This is a genomic window from Candidatus Dependentiae bacterium (genome assembly GCA_018266175.1).
GTDB lineage: Bacteria > Babelota > Babeliae > Babelales > RVW-14 > JAFEAY01.
Genome location: JAFEAY010000003.1, coordinates 247513 through 269467, shown reverse-complemented (window position 1 = coordinate 269467; position 21955 = coordinate 247513). Strand labels below are relative to the sequence as shown.

Below are 21955 nucleotides of genomic sequence, written 5' to 3'. Positions count from 1 at the left end.
GTAAGCTTGCGGAGTATTTAAGCTAAGTAGGCACTTCTGAAGGTTGAAAAAATTACGGCAAAAATGAGTATGAAAAAAATAACATTTTCGTTTTGAATAGGAAACATTTGAGGTAAGTTTTGACGATGAACTGGATTTTGAGGAATTCTATTTTGAAATGAGACTAACCTTAGCGGTCTGCCTGGTCGTTCGAACGTGCAGTAAAACGATGGTAGGCCAGATGCTGAGAATAATCTTTGAGATGCAAGTGCAAGTACTTCATGATCTTCATGAAGCCCTCGAAGTTTAGTGAGAAGTTCTTCTTGAGTCAGCCCTGCTTGAGCAAGCATTTCAGCAGTGATTTCAATTGCTGATTGGCAGGTTGGGCATGCAAGGTCGCCCTTTAAGAGTATATCTTCAAGGCATTGAGGATGCAGTTGATGGTTGCAGGTAAGTCTTGCGGCGTTAACCGCTTCCTGGATGTTTCGGTCACTGAGTAAAGCATTACAAAAATTACAAAGCTGCTGAGCTTCTTGATTGTGCGGCTCAAGATCCATACTCTTAAGTTTTGTAAAATCCAGTGCAACAAAACTAAGTACATGTGCCAAAAATACTGTTTTTATGAGAGTAACTATAATATTCTTATTCATAATAAATTTCTTTCTATGGTCGATGATATTCAAGAAGATAACGAGTTGCTAGGCCATTTTCATAATAAAAACCGGTATCTTTAAAGCCAAACCGCTTGAGTGCAGCATAGCTGCGCTTGTTCCATAAGCGAACATGTGCATTAAAGCTGGGTGCATTGGTGAGTGCAAAATATGTTTGAGCAATTAAACCGATGGCTTCTTGAAAACGTCCCCCACCCCAGTAGCGCTCATTAACCCAACAGCCAAATTGCCCAGGATCGCGGTCATTTTTTTCGCGGATTTCAAGTGCTCCAATCAACTTATTTTCTTTGTTGTCAAAAATGCAGTACTGTAAAATTTCTTTACTTGCATCGCGTTTCATTTCATAACGCAGATGACGAATGGTATAGTCTAGGGTAATTTCATCAGGGTATTCAAGCCCGCGGCGTACCGTTTGCGAGAACATGTTATGGTAATCAATAAAATATTCTTCTTTAAGTTTGCGTAGTGTAACAATTTTGCCTACAACAGTTTCAGGTCGTTGCGTAAGTCGAGTGGACCATACCTGCTTGCTTGAATAGAAAATGCTCACGCCAGCAAGAGCTGCTATGCTCAGACAAGAAATGATCAGGGCGTGTTTACGATGAGCACTGATCCATTGGCGGAAGCGGCTCAAAAGCGATATAATCATAAGACATCCTTATGTATAAAAATCTTTATAAGGGTATATTTCCAGACTTCTTTTTGGGAAGCTGTTCAACTTTACTTTCAAGAAATGATAACGCTTTGAGTATACAACTACGTGTGTCATTAGGTTCAATAATTGTATCAATATACCCATGTTCAGCTGCAATAAAAGGATTTAAAAACTCAGTTGCATAGGTTTCTTCAAACTCAGTTTTTTTAGCGATTTTAGTTTCTTCATCAAGTTGAGCAAGGCGTTTGCCATGTAAAATAGAAACTGCTGTTGCGGCAGAAAGAACGGCAATTTGAGCTTGTGGCCATGCGATATTAAAATCTGCCCCTAGCTTCTTGCTTCCCATGACGATATAAGCACCACCAAATGCTTTGCGTAGTATCAGGGTAATTTTAGGGACCGTTGCATTGGCATAGGCATACAGAAGTTTTGCTCCATGTCGAATGATGCCGTTATGTTCTTGATCAATACCAGGCAAAAATCCAGGAACATCAACGAGTGAAATAATAGGAATGCCAAAGCTGTTACAAAAATTAATAAAGCGTGCTGCCTTGCATGATGCATCGATATCAAGCGTACCGGCTTTAACGAATGGCTGGTTTGCAACAATCCCAACGGACATGCCATCCATGCGTGCAAAACCAATAACAATGTTTGGTGCAAAGAGTGCTTGAATTTCAAAAAAACTTTCTCCATCAACCAAACCTTGAACTACTTGCTTGATGTCATATGCTTGGTTTGTATTTTCAGGGACAAGTGATGCAAGTGGAATTTTCAGAGTAGGCTCTACTCCTACAGGTCGTGCAGCAGTTGTGCGGTAGTGTGCCGGAAGGTAGGAAAGGAGTGCTTTGAGTTGCTCAAAACATTCTTCTTCAGTTTGTGTGACGATATGTGTAACGCCTGATTGTGTTGCATGGACATACGCGCCACCAAGTTCTTCTTTGGTGATTGATTGCCCAAGTGCTTGTGCAACAACCTGTGGCCCCGTAATGAACATTTGACTGATATTTTCGGTCATGAAAATAAAGTCGGTAAGCGCAGGTGAGTAGACCGCTCCACCAGCACATGGACCAAGGATAAGTGATATTTGGGGAATGACGCCCGATGCTTTGACGTTGCGCATAAAAACAGAGCCATAACCGGCAAGTGCATGAATGCCCTCGTCAATCCGTGCCCCACCGGAATCAAGAATGCCAATAATGGGGCAACCAACTTTGAGTGCCAAATCCATAATTTTACAAATTTTTTCGGCATGTCGCTTGCCAAGTGAGCCGCCCTTAAAGGTGAAGTCTTGAGCAAAAAGAGCAACTTTGTATCCAGCAATCGTCCCAAATCCTGCAATGACGCCATCGCTGTAATCGCCATTTTTTAGGTAGGAGGAGCGTGCAAGTTGATCGATTTCTTCAAAGCTTTGCGTATCAAGAATTTCTGTTATTCGTTGACGCGCAGTTTTCTTACCTGCAGCATGTTGTCGCTCATGTTTTGTGCTTCCATCAGTGCCAGTTGCTTGGTGTGCAATAAGCTTCCATTTTTCAAGGTTTGAAGAACTCATTTTTTTAATGCTCGCAGTTGGGCTCTTGTTTAAGTTATAAAAAATCGTTCAGTTCAAAAAGATGGCAGAGCGATTGTTTACATATTTTTCCAGGAGTATAACATGAGGGAAAGGCCATTTCAATGCGCTGAATAGAGTCAGCAGAGCGAGGAGCAAATCTGCTGGAGTAAAAAAAGGCAGAAGGGATTGATTCATCTCAACAGAAAAGGGTGATGATGAAGCAGGGATCTAACCAAGGGAATGCAAGTATTGCATGGTTCAAGTTGGCTGAACTCATTACACGGCGAGAGCGAGAAAAAGCTTTAAATGTATATCGATTACTTGCGCATTCGTTTGAACGCAAGGCCTATGCATTGCAACTAGAGGGAGACATTTTGTGGTCTCTAGACGATAAAGCTGCGCTTGAAAAATACCGCCAAGCTGCTTTTTTGTATCACAAAGAAAAACAGTGGGTTGATGCTGCAGGCATTTGTGAACATCTGTACACCATGAATCCTCATGATGTTGAAGTTCTTTCGCATTTAATACGATATTATACTTTATTGGAATGGCCAGAGCGATTTTCTGTGCGCATCAATGATTTCGTTCTTTTGGTAGAGAAAAAAGTTGCACAAGGGCACCAATTTATTAGCGCAATTAAAAATATTGTTGAAGATGTTGCTGCACACGAAGAGGTGCATACGCGTAATTGGCTTGCGCAGCAACTTGAAGTGGTTTTGCCAAGACTTGGCAATGAGTGTGTTGACCAGTTGCGTCTAATATTAGACTGAAACATAAAGCTTATGGTTTATTAACAAGCCACTTAACGATATTTCGTTCTTGCATACTAAACTCAACTCCAACAAGAATAATCTTTTTGCCGCTGTTCAAAAAGCGTTCGTAATATTTTTTGTCTTTAATTTGGTCAAGTGCCTCTTGTGCGGTACCACGAAGTTTGTATTCAAAGATAACAATTGAATCATCGGTTTTTATGACCGCATCAATACGACCAATATTGGTGCTCAGTTCAACGCCCATATCGATGCCAACCAATAGAGACAGGAGGTAGATAATACTTTGATAATATTTTTCTTTATCTTCAACGTGAATATCGTAGGGGATCGAAGCAAACATAGGGATGAGATGTTGAAAAAAGCTGTCAAAGTCTTTTTGCTCAAGAAGTGTCAGTAAAACACCTCCAAGTGAACGAATATTCATTGATTCTTGATTGAAAGTTCCTGCAAGACTCCAGAGTGCGTAGCTGCTTGCTACTTCATAATTTGGAAAATCAAGGCTATAGCCTGTTCGATTTTCTCCAGTAATGGTAAGGTACCCTGTTTGAACAAGTACAGGAATAAAGGGGAGCTTATCCAAATTAACAATCACAAGATCGTCGCTTTTGATGCGTAAGGTTACATCAATTTGTGGTACCGGATTTTGATTTTTAAACATGGTTGCTAAAAAATTTGGAGTTCCTGTAGTTACCCAATAGTTAGCAAGTTTTTTATCTTGCAGAGCATTGAGTACTGAAAATGGGTTAAATATTTTTTCACAACCCCACTCAAAGCTGTAGCCGTCATACCATTTTTCTAAGATTTCAATGATTTCAGGAATTGTTTTACCAAGCTTGGTCGCGAATGCTGCTAAGTGAGGTTGAAAATTGGTTTCAATTTCAGCCTTTGTGTAGCCACACAGCGTTGCAGCTTGTTCGGTTACACTGAGGTCCTTCAGGTTGTTAAGCCCGGAAAAAATACTTGTTTGGGTAAACTTACTCACGCCAGTAATAAAAACAAAGTGTAAATATTCATCTAAATATTTAAAGACATCATAAAAACTTCGAAGGTGAAGGCGCATCTCTTCTGCAAATTTAGGGTTTTTGAGGTGGTCAAGAATAGGTTTGTCGTATTCATCAACGAGCAGGACAACTGGACCATTGTGTTTATAGAGATTTGTTACAAATGACCTGAACATGTCACTTGGTTGATCATTAAGATCAAGTTTTATATTAAAATTTTCAGCTTTTTCAATTAAATATTTACGCAGGCTTATGAGAAAAATTTCAGGTGTATCGCGATTAATTCCTGAGAAATCTATTCGAATAACCGGTCGAATGGCCCAGTCATAATTAAGTTTAGAGAGCGCAAGCTCTTGAAAAAGCTCCTGCTTTCCTTGAAAAATCGATTCAAGTGTTGAAATAAGAAGCGACTTGCCAAAGCGACGCGGGCGTGCCAAAAAATAGACTTTACCCTTGGTAATGAGCTGGTGAATAATGTCAGTTTTATCGACATAAACATAATTTTTGAGAATTAACTCTCTGAATGTTTGAAGACCAATTGGTAAATGTTTCATGGCGTTTTCTCATAAAAGAAGAAAAATATCTTTGGCTCATGTCTTCGAGTATAGCACAAGCATAAAAAACGACTCAAAATAAATGCATTTCAACATTATGTTGACTTAGCGCTTAACGTGTTTCGTAGGTTTGTAAGGGCTTGAGAGAGATCCTTAAGTTTTGTTGAAAGAACCTGAAGCTTTTTTTTAAGCTTGGTGATTTTTTTTGTTAGTGCTTGCTCGGGCTTTTTTTGATAGAAATATTGTTTTGGAAAAGTGTTTTGTTTGCCAAAATTGGATAAAACTTGAGTGAGATTTTCTCCCTTTTTTTCTCCAGCAAGGCCTCCACACGAGTCAAGTTTAATCCACTGCTTTTCATATTTCACCAGCGCTATGTAGTGGCCAGGTAGGTGCATACAGATACCAACAAGTTCAAATGTTGTATTATTTACGTGCATGATTTCATTAAGTATTCCATCATGATGGACAATCATGATTGTGCGAGGCGTTTTTCTTGCAATCAGTTCATGAATGCTTGATGAGTTTTGTGGCATAGAGTTTTCAAAATCAGAAGATATCAAGCGAATTAATTGTTCTTGTGGTTGAAGATTAAGAAAAGCCCTTAATGCGGCATAGACAAAGACAATAAATTTAAAAGGCTCACCTTGTTCTCCATATTTTGATGTAAGTTCATTATATGAGCTGCTGATAATGAGTTGTTTAAGGTTTGAATAATGATTTATTTCGAGTAGCTCATCTGGCTCAAGATCAAGTGTTATTTTTTGCATGTAAGCATCGAGCGCAACTTTATTTTTCAGAGCATCTTCCAATTTTCTGGCTTCCCATTTATCAAGATAGTTTTGTAGAAATTTTTTTTGCATGATGATTTCATGTTCAGGGTGTTTCTTTTTAAAAACAAAATCATAAAATGAAGTTAAATCACATCTGTTTTTTTCTACTTGGGAGAAGACAGCATCAAGTCTTGAGAAAAAAATCCAGGGTTCATACATCGGGTCGTTTGGAGGTATGTTTTGAGCTACTATTTTTTTTACTATTTCTCTAAAAGATTCGATTCTATAAAAACATTGAAGCGCTGCGGTCATCCAGCACCAATTTTTATTTTGGGTGAAGTTAAAGGGTTGTGGTGGGGCAACAGGGAAGCAGGTTGAAAAAGTATTGACTAAAAACAATGAAAGAATAAAAATTTTTTTTAATTGTCTCATCAATTATTTCTTTTATTTTACGAAGCCTAGAAACTACTTTAAAAGACTAATAGACGTGAAGGGTGCAATGAAAGGAAATAAAATATTGAGTGAATTTTGTAATCAAATACCAATTTTAATGCCGCAGGCATAATCTTTAATCAGGTTTAGTGCCTCATCAGAGCAATCAACTTTCTGTTGAGCATAAAGTGTTAATTTTTGATTATTCTCTTGAAAGGTGATGCGCAAGTCTGCTCTACCTGCAGGAAGCGCAGCTTTTAGATGCTGCAGCGCTTCATCATTGATGCTGGATGAAAGGTCGAGCGTCATACTTTTAATAAGCGTCGGGTCACTTGATATCAGGTCCACTGGGATCAAATCGTTCGCCTTAATTTTACATTTTTGCGACGAAGTAATATCAATTGAGCCTTTAACGATAAATACGGTGTAGCCGGACAGAAGTGTTTCAACTTTTTTAAACAGTGTTGGGAAAATAATAATTTCAGCGTGGCCAGACAAGTCTTCGAATTGCGCAAAAGCCATTCGGTCCCCTTTTTTGGTATTAATGATCTTATGGTTTTGCATTAATCCAACACACGTTACAAAAGGTTCTTTGAGCGAGTTTACCTCTTTGATTAAATCAAGACAGCCCAAAAATGTTTGGACATCTAGGTATTTAACCAGTGGATAACTTTTGAGTGGATGAGAGCTGACATAAAAGCCGGCAACCTCTTTTTCTTTTTCTAATTTTTCTCGTTCAGGCCATTCAGCAAGTGGTGCAAATGAATAAGCTTCAGGTTCTCGTGATCCATGTTCTGTCGGTGCGGTCATTCCAAAAAGTCCCATCTGTCCAGTTTTAGTTGCTTCTTTGTGTTCGTTGGCAATATTCATAATCTTTTCATGCTCTGCCATTTTTTGAGCACGATTTCCGGGTAGTACATCAAGCGCCCCAGCGCAGACTAAGCTTTCGATAACGCGCTTGTTAACGGTACGTAAATCTACTCGTTTGCAAAAATCAAGCAGGTCAAGAAACGGTTTTTTGCTTCGTTCAAGAATGATATTTTCAAGCGCTGCAAGCCCGACGTTTTTAATTCCCTTTAAACCAAAGAGAATGCCATTGGGTTGAGCGGTGAAATCTACTTCGGACTCATTAATGTTTGGAGGGGTCAGTGTGAGCCCCATATCGGTAATTTCTTGTAAGTAGTGAGTGAGTTGGTCAGGGTTACTGGTTTCATAACTTACCGAAGCAGCCATAAATTCATTCGGGTAATGAGCTTTTAAATAAGCAGTGTGATAGGCGATGAGCGCATACGCTGTTGAGTGTGATTTATTAAAGCCGTATCCCGCAAAGTGAGCCATAATGTCAAAGAGCTCGCCCGCTTTGCGCGTATCAAAGTTGCAATTTTTTGCACCATCAACAAAAAGTGCTTTTTGTTCTGCCATCACATCAGCTTTTTTCTTACCCATTGCACGGCGTAAAATATCTGCAGATCCCAGTGAGTAGCCTGCAATAACCGACGCAATCTTCATCACCTGTTCTTGGTAGACAATAACGCCATAGGTTTCTGATAAAACTGGTTCTAATTCTGGGAAGAGGTAGACAACTTTTTGTCGCCCGTGACGTCGTTCGATGTAATCATCAACCATTCCGGCGCCAAGTGGTCCTGGTCGGTAGAGTGCGTTAACCGCAATTAAATCTTCAAACTTATCAGGTTGAAGCTTGCGTAACACCTCTTTAATCCCATCAGATTCAAATTGGAAAATCGAATTTGTTTCGCCTCGGCACAGTAGTGCGAGCGTCTTGACATCATCAAGTGGTAGCTTGTCTAGGTTGATGTCGATGTTGTGATTTTTCTTAATAGCTTTAAGTGCTTTGTCGATAACGGTTAAGTTTTTAAGCCCCAAAAAATCCATCTTCAAAAAACCGATTGCTTCAAGTTCCGTCATTGCGTATTGCGCAACAAGGTCGGTTGTTTTTGAAGGGATATAGAGTGGCAACGTTTCTGCTAATGATTCAGGTGAGATAACCACGCCTGCAGCATGCTTTGATGCGTGGCGGGTCAGCCCTTCAAGCTTAAAGCAGATATCGAAAAGTTTTTTAACCTTTGGGTTGCTGTCGATGAGTTCTTTTAATCGTGGTTCTTGTTCAATGCTTTCTTCAAGCGTAATTTTCAGCTGCTCGGGAATCAGATCGGTAATCGCGTTTGCGTCTTGAAATGGGAAGCCTAAAACACGTGCTACGTCTTTGATAACACCTTTTGCCATCATGGTACCAAAGGTGATGATTTGGCAGACGCAATCGTGTCCATATTTATCTTTAACGTAGTTGATGACGTCTTCACGTCGTTCGATACAAAAATCGATATCGATATCGGGCATCGACACACGTTCAGGGTTTAAAAATCGTTCAAAAAGTAAATTGTACCTGAGAGGGTCGACGTTGGTAATTTGTAATGCCCAAGCAACCAGCGCGCCGGCTGCCGATCCTCGGCCAGGGCCAACAGGAATAGCTTGACGTTTAGCCCACTGAATAAAATCACCCACAACCAAGAAGTAACCGACGTATCCCATTTTGATAATCAGATCAATTTCAAGCTTGAGCCGTGCATCATAGGCATCGTATTGCTCGCGAGGAATAAGGTCATCCTGCTTGATTTGAGCAAGACCGTCCCAACACAATTTTTCAAAATACGTTTCTTGAGTGTGAACTTCAGGGACTGGAAACTGAGGGAAAAATAATTTATCAAATTCAAAGGCAAAGTCGCATTGGTCGGCAATAAATCCGGTGTTATAGATTAAGTCATCTTGCCCCGAAAAAGCGGCACGCATCTCTTCTTCTGTTCGAACATAAACGCGGCAGTCCCCAAACGAAAAGCGGTCAGGGTTGGAAAGTTGATCTTTGGTTTGTACCGACAAAAGCACTTCATGCGCTTCATGATCTTGTTTATGCAGGTAATGCGCGTCGCTTGTGGCAATTGATTTAACGCCCCATTGCTGGCCGTAATCAAGCAATAATTTATTGGTAACCACCTGTTTATCAAAGTCTGCCGGTGCAAGCTCGTAAAAGAAGCGGTCTGGACCAAAGGTGTTCAAAAACCACTCGGTTCGCATCTGAGCTTGTTCTATTTCGCCATGACGCAGAAGGGTTGGGATGTGTCCACCAACGCATGCAGTCGAGACAATGAGTCCTTCTGAATACTTTTGCAAAATGGCATAATCAACACGTGGCTTGAAATAGTAGCCCTCTTGGTAGGCAAAAGCCATGAGGCGGCATAAATTTTTGTATCCAGCTTTATTCTGGACAATCAAAATAATGTGATAGTACTTTTCTTTGGGATCTTTGATCCGTACGTCTGAGGTCAGGTAGAGCTCGGTACCAAGAATGGGTTTAACGCCTTCTTTTTTAGCAGTTTGAAAGAACTTTACCGCACCAAAAATGTTCCCGTGGTCAGAGATGCCAACCGCTTTCCATTGCTGCTCTTTTGCAAGTGTGACAAGGTCTGGAATGCGAATTGCGCCATCAAGGAGTGAAAACTCAGTGTGGATATGGAGGTGGGTAAAGTGTTTACTCATGATACTTTCAAATAGTCTAGTTAGAGGAGTCAAACAGGTTCGTGCGCTAGTCTACTCCATTTTTGAGTTTCTTGGTATTGAAAAAATAAGACAAGCAAAAAGCTTTTGCTCAATTAAAGTCTTTTGTTTACCAGATCAGAAGGTCAGTATATTATTGATCCAATCAGTCATATGAAATAAAAAGGGTAAGAAAAATGCTTGATTTAGTGAGTGTTGTTTTTTCTACAGAGAGAGTTTTTTTATTGTTTCTTTTGTTTGCAGGTTGTGTAGGGAATGTGAATGGGGCTGGCGTGGGTGGTTCTGGAATAATTCCGTATACCTTAAAAAATGGAAGGGCCTATGTTTTTTTAGGCCAAGATAGCTGGACTATGACGTGGTCAAATTTTGGTGGCGGTTATGACAAGGGTAAGGATAAAACTCTTGAAGATACTGCTGCCCGTGAAGGATTTGAAGAGACCATGGGTGTTTTTTTAAAGCCGAAAGAACGAGATCCTAATCCTGAAAAGAACGAGCCTGCTGGAATAGCCTATTTCAAAAGACTTTTTCATGATGAGTTTATCGTGTATCGAAATAGAAAGCCGGCTATTTTTTTTGTTCAAGTTCCCTATGTTAAAGCTTCTCATTTCAGAAGAGTATTCCGTCGTCTTGAGAAAAGAAATGTTCAAGATGTATTTTTAGAAAAAAATGCTTTTGCTTGGGTTCGCTTGAGCCGGCTTAAAAGAGCGGTTGAGAAGGCAAACCCTTTTGTGAAAGTCTCTGAAAAGTGCACTTCTTGGTCAACTAAGGAGTATCAGAAGAACAATCGGGTTATAACTTTAGGCGATAAATTTATCACAGGTCTTTACCTTTATAATGACAGCAACGAACAGGCTGGTCAGGTTTTTAATATTTTTTCTTATATTCAAGGCAAGTGTGACTATTATTATAGGAGCAAGTTGTCGAATGATCGAGAGCATTGATAAGATTGTCAAATTTAATTCTTGATTGTGCATGAAAATTAAGTAATATTTGCATGCGGTCTGCATGACCGTTATATGCCAGTTAGCGGCAAGCTGTGTTCTTACTGGAGCCTCTTTGGGCATTTAATTATATGAAAAAATAAGTAAATGAAGCTCCAGCTAGAGCAGATATTATATGTAGAAGTAAATAATATCTAAAGGAGCTACTTGTTGGCAGTAATTCAGCTATTTCTCTGTGATTGTTCCGTAAAGCTAATTCTCGAGCTGTATAGCCATTAAGGTTGACTTGATTGATATCAACAATTTGCCTGTTATCGCTATCTCTTAATGCAATAAGTAATTGGACAATCCGTATGTGGCCTCGTTGAGCTGCATAATGAAGGGGTGTCATAGAGTGTCTATCAACTAAATTAGGATCAAATCCTTGTTGGAGAAGGTCATTGACTAATACTTCATCCCCTGAACGAGCTGCAGTTATAAGACTCGTTTGGGAATTGTTAAGACATCGATCTGCTCTGCAACCTGATATTTGATAGTCATGCAAACAGATCCAGCAAAATTTAAATCCACAGTAGCTACAATCTACGTGAATGCAGCCTGCATTTTTTTGAATAAAAATTTTGCATTGAGGACATTGTTTTGCATTAATTTCTCTGAGCATTTTTGTATCTTGTTCGCAAAGAGCTTCAATAACTTCAGGTTGTTTGTCATATATTTCAAGATATTGAGCAAGCAGAGCTTCATCGTTAATAATTATTTTAAGTTCATTGCGCGTAATTAATTCTGTACAACTCGATTCAGGGCAGCGTGTTTGATTGAATGGCGTTATGCCCCGTTGCATGTACTTGTCAGCGAGAAGAATTTGTAAACAAGACCGGCATGAGGGAGTGTGCTCGCCGTGCAATTGTATTAATTCAGTTTCTTCTTCACAAACTGGACACTCTTGCAGGCTATTTTCAGAAGAGCTTGATGTCGTGGTTGTGTAAGGCATAAAAATTCCGGTGCTATCACAACTAGTTCGTTGACGTTTTGGTTGTTCGCCTGAATTTATGTCTGAGTTTTCTTCAAGAGAGCGCTTCATAGCAAAAATAGGTTCAAAGATAGGCTGTATTATAGACGCAAAAAGCGCCAGCAATAAAAAACGAATATTCATAATAATTCCTCTTTAGAATTCTATCAAAAGAAAATGCAAATTTGATTTATCAATTAATCAATGGTATCACATTAAATTCAATTAGTCAAAAGGGATTATGTGGCAGCCCCGTAGTGCCACCCTTGTGATTAATTCAGATATGTAATACCCTTTTGATAAAATTACTTATTAATGATAATCTGGAAATATTAAAATAGTCTTGATAATGCAATAAATCTCATTTTCACCTGATTTCCAGGGTGAAAATGGATGGAGGATGTATGGATTCTTGTATGCGCATATTCACGATAGCGTTTGTAAGTCAGTGGGGCTTACAGCTTTGTGCTGCGTACAGCCAAACGAATTCTATTCTTTGTATTTCAAAGCAATCATTTAAGCGAAGCAACCCCGAATTGCGTAAACAAAATCGTTTACGTGTTATACGGCAAGCTCAGCTCACTATCTAAACCTATTTCAATTTATTTTTATTATTCGCTACCAGCTACTCAAAGTTGGGCATAGTGAATTTTTGTCATGTAAAAAAATATAACGGACCTGTGGGGGTTATTATGAATAATCGATTTTTAAAATTTATGTTGTTAACCGTTGGATTCCAGATGACTGGTTGCTCTATTTCTGCAATGCAGTTGTCTGAATTTGAACAGCATTTGCATAGTGCAAATATCATGCATGATAAAAATTTGATGAGTCAATGTGCATCTCATAATCAAGAACTGAAAAAAGATTTTTCAGGATATTATGTGATGTCTAATCGATTAAAACGAATAGAATTGTCAAATGAATACAATAATGAATGCGCAAAATATTGTGATAACAGTCAAGATTTTTTGCGAGCTCTTAACAAATATATTAAACCGTTTGTTTATGCATCTAAACGCGAAAAAAGAGAAGGTTGTTGCTTTTTTTACGCCAATTTCTTTTTGCAAGAGTCATATCCAGACTTATTCGAAAAAATAACAATACAATTAAAACATGAAGGTCGTTGGTCCGGTATTGATAGTATTGAAGAGAGTTTTCACGATCTCGAGTTTGAGCTGATAAAAAAATTTATTAATGAATTTATGGTAGAGACAGATACGCCTCAAGCTGGAGACTTGATTCTTTATTATGAGGGGCCTCAAGATAAAATTTCTTCTGCTTCAAATACAAAAATTTTTTATGACATCAGGCATGTTGGAATAATGAATTCAGAGAACGAAGTGCGTTCAAAGTGGGGATGGTATGACCAGTGCATCTATGTGCATGATGTAGGTAATACGCTTGCAGAATACGGATCATACGTAAAATTTTGGACATTAAAAGTTGAGCATCAAAACTGCCTTGTTAATAAAGAACGAGTTGTTGAGCCGAGTAATAAAAATAGTGTAAATCCATGGTGCTCAATTTTATAAATAGTGGAATAAATGCTTTGGGGGTTATTATGAAAAAATTAATATTGTTTGTACTTCTATGTATTCAAGCTGATCACCTCATGGCCATGAATAATAATGGTAACAGTAATAATAAGCGAGATCATGATCAATTTAATAGTGATATGATTATTGATTTAGATGAATGCGAAGATGAGGGTAGTGTCGACGGTCAACCTCAAAAAAAAAGAAAAAAACTTAAGAATAAAGAAGATCTTTTTGAGCGACTTCCCGACGAAATCATATTGCAGATTTATAGCTATTTGCCTTTAGAGGATATCTATAATTTAATCATGGGTAATGAGACTGTTCGTCAGTGTTCCGATCAGAATGATGCATTCATAGAGCATCGTTTGCGTGAGATGGAAGAATCTCCTCCCGAAGCATTAATGCCTAGAATTTATTCAGCTATATTTTTTAACGATAAATCTGCTTTGAGTAGAATTTTAAACCATGACTTTTCGGTCGAGAAATTGTATGGTGTGAATCATCTGACACAGTTATCAGGTTCATATCGAAAAATTGGTTTGTGGACAAACAGACGCGCTTTTCTTTATTTATTTGATACGGATATCGACCACAATGGAATTAAACATGATTGTTCTCTTGGTAAAACCTGTTTTATTTTGAATAATCCTGTGCATCAAAAATCTTTAAAGGAACTTTACCAAAGTGTATACAAGTATTGCTTAACATTTAATTTTGAAACGATCCCTAATAAGTCTTTTGAGTGCAATAAAAGTTTTACAAAAGGAAATTTTAAGGTAAATCCTTTGGCTTACGCGGTATCGTTATCAAAAAGAGATTTGGTACCAAAACTTCTTTACAGCGGTGTGCCATTTTATGCGGAAGATTCATTCTTAGCATTTACACAACCTGATAAGAATATCGTGAGTGATTTACTTGTGTATAAAAAATTGGACTATAGTTTACACTATGCGGTTGATCAAGGAGATACTCAGTTAGCTATTCGTCTTATAAGACAGGGCTATAGTTTTAATGAAGATTGTAAAGACGAGCGCTATCCACGTTATTACGATAAAACTCCCCTTGAAATGGCCATTAAAAATAATAATTTAACGATCGTTAAAGTTTTATTGAACGGGACAAACCCAAAAAATATTTCTGAAAAAATTGATATGAATCGTGATGTATCAATAAGCCAGGCTATAAATAGTGGTAACAAGGCGCTTATACAATATTTAATAGATTGTGGATTTCCTGTGACTAATAAAGATGCTCGTGGAAATACCCCTTTGCTCCATGCATTCTTTGAGACTGAACAGAGTAAGAATGATGAAATATTACTATTGATTAGTAATGTATTGCAACGAAGTGCTCAGGATAAATCAAAAAGCCTCATACATTATGCCGCTGAAGGTGGCTGTCTGGATTTGATTAAAAAATTTCATCGACAGCGTGTAAATCCTATATCCGCCGACTCTTTAGGAAAAACTCCTTTGCATTATGCAGCCGAATTTGCATCTGAGCGTTGTGCTGAATATTTGCTGCGGAATGGAGCGGTTCTTGATACACAAGACAATAAAGAGAAAACGCCTTTACATTACGCTGTTGAGCATAAAGCTGCTTCTGACTTTATTAAATATTTACTTGAGTGTGGAGCAAATCCAAATAAGAGAGATGAAGCCGACAAAAATGCATTGGAATATGCCTTAGAAGGTACTGCTTCAAATTGCATTATTAGTGATTTACTTAATTATGGTGGTTATACAAGTGCTTCTTATCGAACAAAGATTCGTGATGGTGAATTCAATGTTAAAAATAAACCATCAATTCTTAAGACAATCCTTGCCCTTGAGAAGGGCAAGGAAATGCCCAAGTTGCCTTTCTCTGAAGATCGTTACATTTTGCAAAATCGTTTAAATAGTCTTGATGATCAAAGGCTCACCGATAAAGATAGGTACGGAAAAACTCGGTTGCATTATGCTGCGCAGCTTGGTCAAGTTACCGAAGTTGAGTCACTGTTAAAAAAAGGAGTAGATGTAAATATTCAAGATTTTGTTGGAAGAACTCCTTTGCACTATGCTTCATGGAGCAATAATACTGATCCTGTCCTTAAAGCTTTGATCGCAAAGGGTGCGAGTACAACCATGAAAGATCATTCAGGAAAGACTTGCTTAGATTACGCACCAGAGTGGAACAGAAGGATGATTGTTAAGTTGCTTGAAGAAAAAAGTAAACTACCAGCTCAAAGAGTTGTTACACAAAATACACCTTTACCTAGCAGTAATAACGTTTTGAAACAAGTTCAAAATCAATTCCAAGAAGCACTCAATAATGGCTTACAACAATGTGCTATGCTTTGCAAACAAAGTACGGACATTAACGCACAAGATTCTGTTGGAAGAACAGTATTGAGCTACGCTGTGCAACTAGGAAAAATTGATTTAGTTAGGGGTTTGCTTGCAAAAAATGCAGATCCTAATATTTCAGATAAATCTGGGAAAACGCCTTTACTCTACGCTTTAGAGGCTCAAAATCAAGAAGTCTTATCGTTGTTGTTGAGCCATTTAGCAACACGAGGGCCGAATATGCCTTTGAATAACAGAAAAGTACAAAAAGATTCTGACCTTGAAAACGATGCAATGTGGGTTAACTATCCACCCCTTGCTTTTGAGAATTACATTCAATACAAAAAAAATCTTGCTTCATCAGTTGTAACATTACTTCCTCAAGCTCAATTTAAGCCGAATATTGGGATTATTAATGAAACGGGCACTGATTGCTTTATGAATGCTTCATTGCAAGTATTAAGCAATCTTTCAGATGTTCAGAATGTGTTTGTGAAAAATGAGTACAAGTCTGATTCCCTTACTGGTAAGCTTATTGAATTTTTTAACAGGCTGAAAACGGAGCAAGGAGCCATTCTGGGTTCAAAGGAGTTGCGTAATTTTATCACGAGTATTGATGATGTAACCTTGCAGGAAATGAAGTCTGGGCAGCAAGATGCACAGGAATTTATTTCAGCGTTGATATCAAATTTAGATGAAGATATTAAAAATATTTTTAAAATTGAGTTGGAATATAGTACGCTGTGTAGCTCAAAGCGTCACTCGTCATCGGTCAATCAACAAGAACTATTGCTTTCTCTTCCTTTGCCCGATCAAGCGAATCAAATAACCACGCAAGAACTTTGTACTAATTTTTTTAATACTGAAGCAGCGGTTAAAGAATATTCTTGTAGAACCTGTAATGAAACCATGAATAATGCATCTCGTACCATTAAGATAAAAACGTTACCTTCTGTTCTTGTTTTAGCAGTAAAACGATTTGCTTATGAAAATAATAATGCTCAACGTATTAATACTCCTCTTGTTCCACAAGAAATTCTTACACTTGAAGATGAGCAGGGTGTTAAGAACTATGAGTTGAAGAGTGTAATTTGTCAACGTGGCGAAGAGCTTGCGCGGGGGCATTACTTTGCCTTCGTTAAGCATGATAGCAAGTGGCATTTCTTTAATGATACGGCTACAGGAAAGACGTTATTAGCACCTTCAAGTTGGCCGTATATTTATTTTTATCAACGGGTTTCCCAAAAAGATAAAACTGGTTCTGGCGCGGGATTATAATTTAAAATGGAGGTTATGATGAAAAAATGGTTATCAAAAGTGAAGTACATGATTGTCTTGTTGGCGCTTGGCCTGTCATGGGCGGTCCACGCGAACGTTCCGCTTACCGAGTATAAAAATAGCTTTGCAGGGCTGAAAACAGAATTTCAGCATCTTTCTCCATTACACGGAGCGGTTGGCTGGATTTCTGAGTACACTAAAAACATTTATAAACTCGATGATAAAACGAAAGTTCATGCACTTGCAGCATCGCTCTTTCATGCGTTGCCGGGCGGTGAAATAGTTGCTTCTAATGCTCCAAATCGAGCGGCAACCTATCTGACTCCTGAAATAGTTGGGACGATTATCGGTATGCTTGAGTCCGAAAAAATTGAGTTTGAAAAACAGGAACAAGAAGCTTTGCGAGCCAAAAAGCGAGAGCAAAAAAATAACATTATCATCAAAGAAGAGAGCTCTTCAAAAAAGCGTAAGCGTGATGCGCAAGAAGACACCCCTGAAGAATCAAATAAAAAAATAAAGCTTGAAAAAAACAATCAAAAAATTCAGGCAAAGAAAGTTGTACAAAAAAAGAAAATTTCTCAGCACGATCTCTTAATTACAGCGCTTACTCCGCTTGTGCTTGAGCAGGCAAAAAAGTCAGGAAAAAAATTTACCGATAAAAACGTTAGAAGCGATTTACGAAAATTGATCACCAACTTGTGCGAAGCGCTCGAGGAATGCAAACATGTTGAGTCAGGATATCCAGAGAATACACCACTTGTTGTATTACTCAGCTTTTTGCATGTCATCAGTACCGGTCAGCAAGATTTAAGCGGTTATTATCATGGACTTGAAAAAAAAGTTGGAGCCATCAGAATTGCAACTGAGCATGCAAATAATAACAATAATAATATTATTATTATCGATGAGAGCGATTCCTCACATAATAATATTACAGATTTAGATTATCATGCGCCAAACGATAATATTATTGATCTTGCACAGAACAATAATCAAGCTGGAGATTCATATAAATATAGCGAGCTTGTTCAGGAGCTTGAACGGTTACGTGATGCAGTATTGTGGTCAGGTTTCTTCGGCGGTCTTCGTGGTGCTTCCTATGAAAAAACCGTGTTAGCATTGCTTTCAGGCGCGGGCATTGGCATCATGCCTCCAAAAATTGAATATTGTAAAAACTCAAAATTTGAAAGCGTACGTTTTCCAAATTGTCTTGAAAATACGATGCGATATCTGATTAACGTCTTGCTCTACAATGATGAATCGGAGCTGTTTGATTTTGGAACACTCACAACAAACTCACCAGATTTAGTGAGTAATCAGTTCGACCAACGATTCACGAATTTTTTTGAAAAAACATTTGGTGCGGGTAATTATCAGTACTCCGCATTGAGCACTCAAGATGCAAATAAGCAAGAGGTTCATGATGCCTGGAACCAGGTTGTTTGTAATCGTGATTGGTGCTGTTACGGCAAGATTGTTGCGCAGAATGGAAAGGTATACGAAGTAGCTCCACGACTTTCTGCGCGAGGGTTTCTTAAGCTTTCTTCGGATGATTTCCAAAATATAGACCAATTATTTCCCGAATGTACACGAGAAAATTATCTCGTTAATAATGTTGTACTTGATGGTATTTATACAATTAAATTTCAAAATACCGGTCATACTTATTTAGTGTTTGATCCTGAAAAATTTAAAGCTTTTGATCTTGCTCCTTCGATAAAAAATATGATTATCATGCTTGATCAATTATTGGGATTAGGAATTATTGGCGATCTTAAGGCAACGTTTGATACAGCTGATTTTAATGCAAAATTCTGGCCTCTATTGTGCGATAAGCTCAATATTACCTGTGAAGATGCATATCAAGAAGATTTAAAGGAAACCCCCAAATGCCTAAGCAATATTGACGCGTGGGATTATACCCCCCAACTTATTAAACTTAACGTCGCTTTTAAAGCTGATAAGACTGGAAAAAAGAAGTTTTCATTTTTCTGTCAGGGGCCAGACGCGCGCTATTTAGCTCATTCTGATTATAGCTTGCTGAGGAGCAAAGATTGTGGATTGAAGGGCTTGCATCACAATGGTCTGGAGCAATTTTTGAATGATGGTTGGAATAACAGCTCTGCACTTTCATTGGCCAGTGCTCTTTTTATTAATGCACCCGAGTTTGTATGTAAGATGATTGATAAGCCCTCAACGTTTTATCGACTTAAGCATCGTTCAGTAGATTATTCCTATGAGCGCTTACGCGTGATCAAGTCGATTTTAATCTGTGATAAAGCTCCTCACGTAAGTATCCAACGCTATGTTAAAGATCTGATTAAGACAACAAATCCGGTTTCAGATTTGGTACCACAACGAGAAATTTTAAATTATCTTCGTGATAGTGAATGGGTAAAGAATAAAGAGGTAAATTTTTATGGCGATACAGATATGCTTATCACGCTTGCGATTTTTGGGCTTGATGTCTGGAGGCTAGGAGCACAGGGCTACATTCCTGAGGTAGGGAAAAAATCTCTGAAAAAGCTTTTGGGTAAAGAAGTTACCAATATAATTTACGACTTCCAGAGAAAATTGGACTCGAATCATATATTCACAAAAGCAGATTTCAATATCGTTTTGGCAATGGCTGAGAAGTATGTCAGCCTTAAAAGCTACGATTTTAACTATAAGCATGAAAAATTACTAAATTTTATTTTTAAAGAGTTAGGTGCTTTTGAGCCTTCACTCCAAGGAAACAAGCAAAAGATTGCAGAGGATAAGAGAATTTTAGAAAGAATTCTTAAGTGTGCTCAACAAGCTGCTTGTTCGCGGAATGCATATTTCATAAGAGCTGCAATAGGATTTTGTGAAATATTTATTAAAAATAACCACGCAACGTTGCAAGTCTTAGAAATTATCCGTGAAATGGGTAAGCAAGGATTGCTTGGGTCTGGCGATATGCTTAAACTTTGTGGACAACTTGTTTCTTTACATGGCTTGGGACAAGAAGAAGCACTACGATGCGCTCAACAATGTATCATAAATGGTCGTTCTCAGTACAGGTGTGACGACTTACTGACCCTTTTGAATCTATTGATCGACAGGAGCTTTGGATTAGAAGAAATAGCAGTCATCGCACAAAATGCGGCCAGGGATAACGCTTATGATACTCAGAGAATGATGGGTCTTCAGCTTTTTATAAAATTGATGAGTAAGTATTCAGGCGTTGAGCAATCAATAGAAGCATACCTTTGTCTAATGGGTTGGTACAATCAAGGTCTTTATCAGCACGAGAAAGATTTCCTGCGCAAGAAATTTTGGCCAAGCCTTTTCAGCTGCATTGGAATGCAAAATGATGAAACTTTAAATCGGGATTATTTCGAAATATTCTATGCAAAGTTTAAAGAATTTTATGAAAATAATAAACAAAATGCATCAATTCAAGAGCCTATTAAAATAATTATCGATGATATGAAAAAAAGCCAGTCTGGATATGTACAGGAAACGATGAAGCAGCTCGAGCAACCTGAGCAACTGGAGCCAGGTCAATGGTCGTGTGTTATTAGTTGATTCATGTGATCAACCTTAATTCATAGTTATTCTTGAAAAGGCACCCAAGAGTCGATTGATAATCTCTTGGGTGCCTTTTCTTGTTTGAAATAATATTCATTGAGTTTTTTGAAAAATTTTATCTATGAATAATGATGCTTTTTTCAAGAATTATAAAAATAACAAATAAAATTATTCTTCTGAATCAAGATCCGGTTGCTATTCAGTGCTAAAGCTTTATACTTATAAATTACACTTTTTTATTATGAAATGGTAATAAACAAGCGATTTAACCCTTGGGGAGTGAGAAGTCCCAAGGAGTTTTATATTTTCTCAAAGGTTTAACGTTAAAGGACGTTATGGAGTTTTTACTTTTATCATATCTTGGGCTTGTGCTCTTTGGTTTTGGTCTACTCTGGTGGACTGGAGACTTGGTAGTGCGGTATGCCCTTCAGGTAGCGCACGCATTTCGCGTGACAACGTTTTTCATCGGGTTTATTGTTTTGGCACTTGCCGCAACAATTCCTGAGCTTGCAGTTGCCATCACTTCTGCATTACGCGGGGTGAGTGAGGTGTCTGCAGGTGATATCATTGGGGCCAACTTTATTGATGTGGCTCTGGTGATTGGTCTGACACTCCTGCTTGCAGGCAAAGTGTTGGTAGGCCATCGCGATAGCCGCAAGCTCGTGGCAATGATTGGTCTTTCTTCGCTGGTGCTTATGGTCATCTTTTTCATTGATGTGCTGACGCCAGTTCATGGCCTTGTGCTCATTGGAATCTATTTGGCATCAACTGCTTGGGTTTGGATTCGTTCGCGCGGCGAAGATCTTCAAGATGAAGAGGTGCTTGAGCATGATCTGCTCGAAGATCAATATCTTAACTCCAAATGGGGCAAAGTATTTAAGCTCTTTGTCAGCTTTGGGTTGGTTCTTTTTGCTTCAGGCATCACTGTTCATGGTGCTGTAGAACTTGCTCTTGGCTTACAAATGCCGCTTGAAACGGTTGGCGCAACACTTATGGCACTTGGGACGTCCCTTCCTGAACTTGTGCTGTGCATGAGCGCATTGCGTCGCAAGCAGTATAGCCTTGCACTTGCGCCGACACTGGGTACCGTGCTTGAGCAGACAACGCTTATTTTAGGAACTCTGGCGGTTCTTTCCGACAAGCCGGTTAAGCTTGCAGGGTTGCGTGGCGCTTCAATGTTCATGTTTCTTGCATTCTTTATTATCAGCTACGGGTTGTTTCGTTTCAGCCAAGTTGGTCGTAAAACAGGCGTGGCGCTCGTTTCGCTTTTCTTTGGATACCTTGCCTATCAATTTACCGTAGGTGGTATTTTATAAACTATAAAAATATAAAAATTATGGGCGTAGATGA

The 21955-nt window shown here is 38.5% G+C and carries 14 protein-coding genes; 7 read left to right on the top strand and 7 right to left on the bottom strand.

The genetic code is table 11. The features are described 5' to 3' along the window. Positions 1-17: 17 nt before the first annotated feature. From JST56_01165 to JST56_01155, 3 genes are read right to left on the bottom strand one after another with little or no spacing between them, the layout of a single operon-like run. Positions 18-629: a hypothetical protein gene (locus tag JST56_01165; protein ID MBS1987585.1), complete on the bottom strand. Its 612-nt coding sequence runs from the start codon at positions 627-629 to the stop codon at positions 18-20. A gap of 13 nt (positions 630-642) precedes the next feature. Continuing rightward, positions 643-1299: a GNAT family N-acetyltransferase gene (locus JST56_01160; GenBank protein MBS1987584.1), complete on the bottom strand. Its 657-nt coding sequence runs from the start codon at positions 1297-1299 to the stop codon at positions 643-645. 25 nt (positions 1300-1324) lie between these two features. Further along, positions 1325-2857 (bottom strand): acyl-CoA carboxylase subunit beta, encoded by a 1533-nt coding sequence (locus tag JST56_01155; GenBank protein MBS1987583.1) that lies wholly within the window; start codon positions 2855-2857, stop codon positions 1325-1327. 212 nt (positions 2858-3069) lie between these two features. Here JST56_01155 and JST56_01150 point away from each other — a divergent pair, with 212 nt between their 5' ends. Then, positions 3070-3627: a hypothetical protein gene (locus JST56_01150; protein ID MBS1987582.1), complete on the top strand. Its 558-nt coding sequence runs from the start codon at positions 3070-3072 to the stop codon at positions 3625-3627. Between the two features lie 10 nt (positions 3628-3637). On the opposite strand, the gene JST56_01145 is transcribed toward JST56_01150, so the two are convergent. The 3 genes from JST56_01145 to dnaE all read right to left on the bottom strand — a co-directional run bounded on the left by JST56_01145 (position 3638) and on the right by dnaE (position 9939). Further along, entirely contained in the window at positions 3638-5185 is a 1548-nt protein-coding gene (locus JST56_01145; protein ID MBS1987581.1) for an ATP-binding protein, read from the bottom strand. A gap of 95 nt (positions 5186-5280) precedes the next feature. Continuing rightward, complete coding sequence (locus tag JST56_01140) at positions 5281-6387, bottom strand: hypothetical protein (protein ID MBS1987580.1); 1107 nt, start codon at positions 6385-6387, stop codon at positions 5281-5283. Positions 6388-6489: 102 nt separating this feature from the next. Continuing rightward, positions 6490-9939, bottom strand: a complete 3450-nt coding sequence (gene dnaE, locus JST56_01135) for a DNA polymerase III subunit alpha (protein MBS1987579.1) — start codon at positions 9937-9939, stop codon at positions 6490-6492. 194 nt (positions 9940-10133) lie between these two features. Here dnaE and JST56_01130 point away from each other — a divergent pair, with 194 nt between their 5' ends. After that, positions 10134-10898 (top strand): hypothetical protein, encoded by a 765-nt coding sequence (locus tag JST56_01130; protein MBS1987578.1) that lies wholly within the window; start codon positions 10134-10136, stop codon positions 10896-10898. Between the two features lie 127 nt (positions 10899-11025). On the opposite strand, the gene JST56_01125 is transcribed toward JST56_01130, so the two are convergent. Then, on the bottom strand, positions 11026-12051 hold the full coding sequence (locus tag JST56_01125) for an ankyrin repeat domain-containing protein (GenBank protein ID MBS1987577.1): 1026 nt from the start codon (positions 12049-12051) through the stop codon (positions 11026-11028). A gap of 260 nt (positions 12052-12311) precedes the next feature. Between JST56_01125 and JST56_01120 the strand changes: the two genes are divergently transcribed. The 5 genes from JST56_01120 to JST56_01100 all read left to right on the top strand — a co-directional run bounded on the left by JST56_01120 (position 12312) and on the right by JST56_01100 (position 21921). Further along, entirely contained in the window at positions 12312-12497 is a 186-nt protein-coding gene (locus tag JST56_01120) for a hypothetical protein (GenBank protein ID MBS1987576.1), read from the top strand. Between the two features lie 102 nt (positions 12498-12599). Then, positions 12600-13442 (top strand): hypothetical protein, encoded by an 843-nt coding sequence (locus JST56_01115; GenBank protein MBS1987575.1) that lies wholly within the window; start codon positions 12600-12602, stop codon positions 13440-13442. A 29-nt stretch (positions 13443-13471) separates the two neighbouring features. Further along, the gene (locus tag JST56_01110; protein ID MBS1987574.1) at positions 13472-17050 is read left to right on the top strand and encodes an ankyrin repeat domain-containing protein; all 3579 of its coding nucleotides are present in this window, start codon (positions 13472-13474) and stop codon (positions 17048-17050) included. Positions 17051-17065: 15 nt separating this feature from the next. Beyond that, entirely contained in the window at positions 17066-20602 is a 3537-nt protein-coding gene (locus JST56_01105; GenBank protein ID MBS1987573.1) for a hypothetical protein, read from the top strand. Positions 20603-20940: 338 nt separating this feature from the next. Beyond that, complete coding sequence (locus tag JST56_01100) at positions 20941-21921, top strand: sodium:calcium antiporter (GenBank protein MBS1987572.1); 981 nt, start codon at positions 20941-20943, stop codon at positions 21919-21921. The last annotated feature ends 34 nt before the right edge of the window (positions 21922-21955 follow it).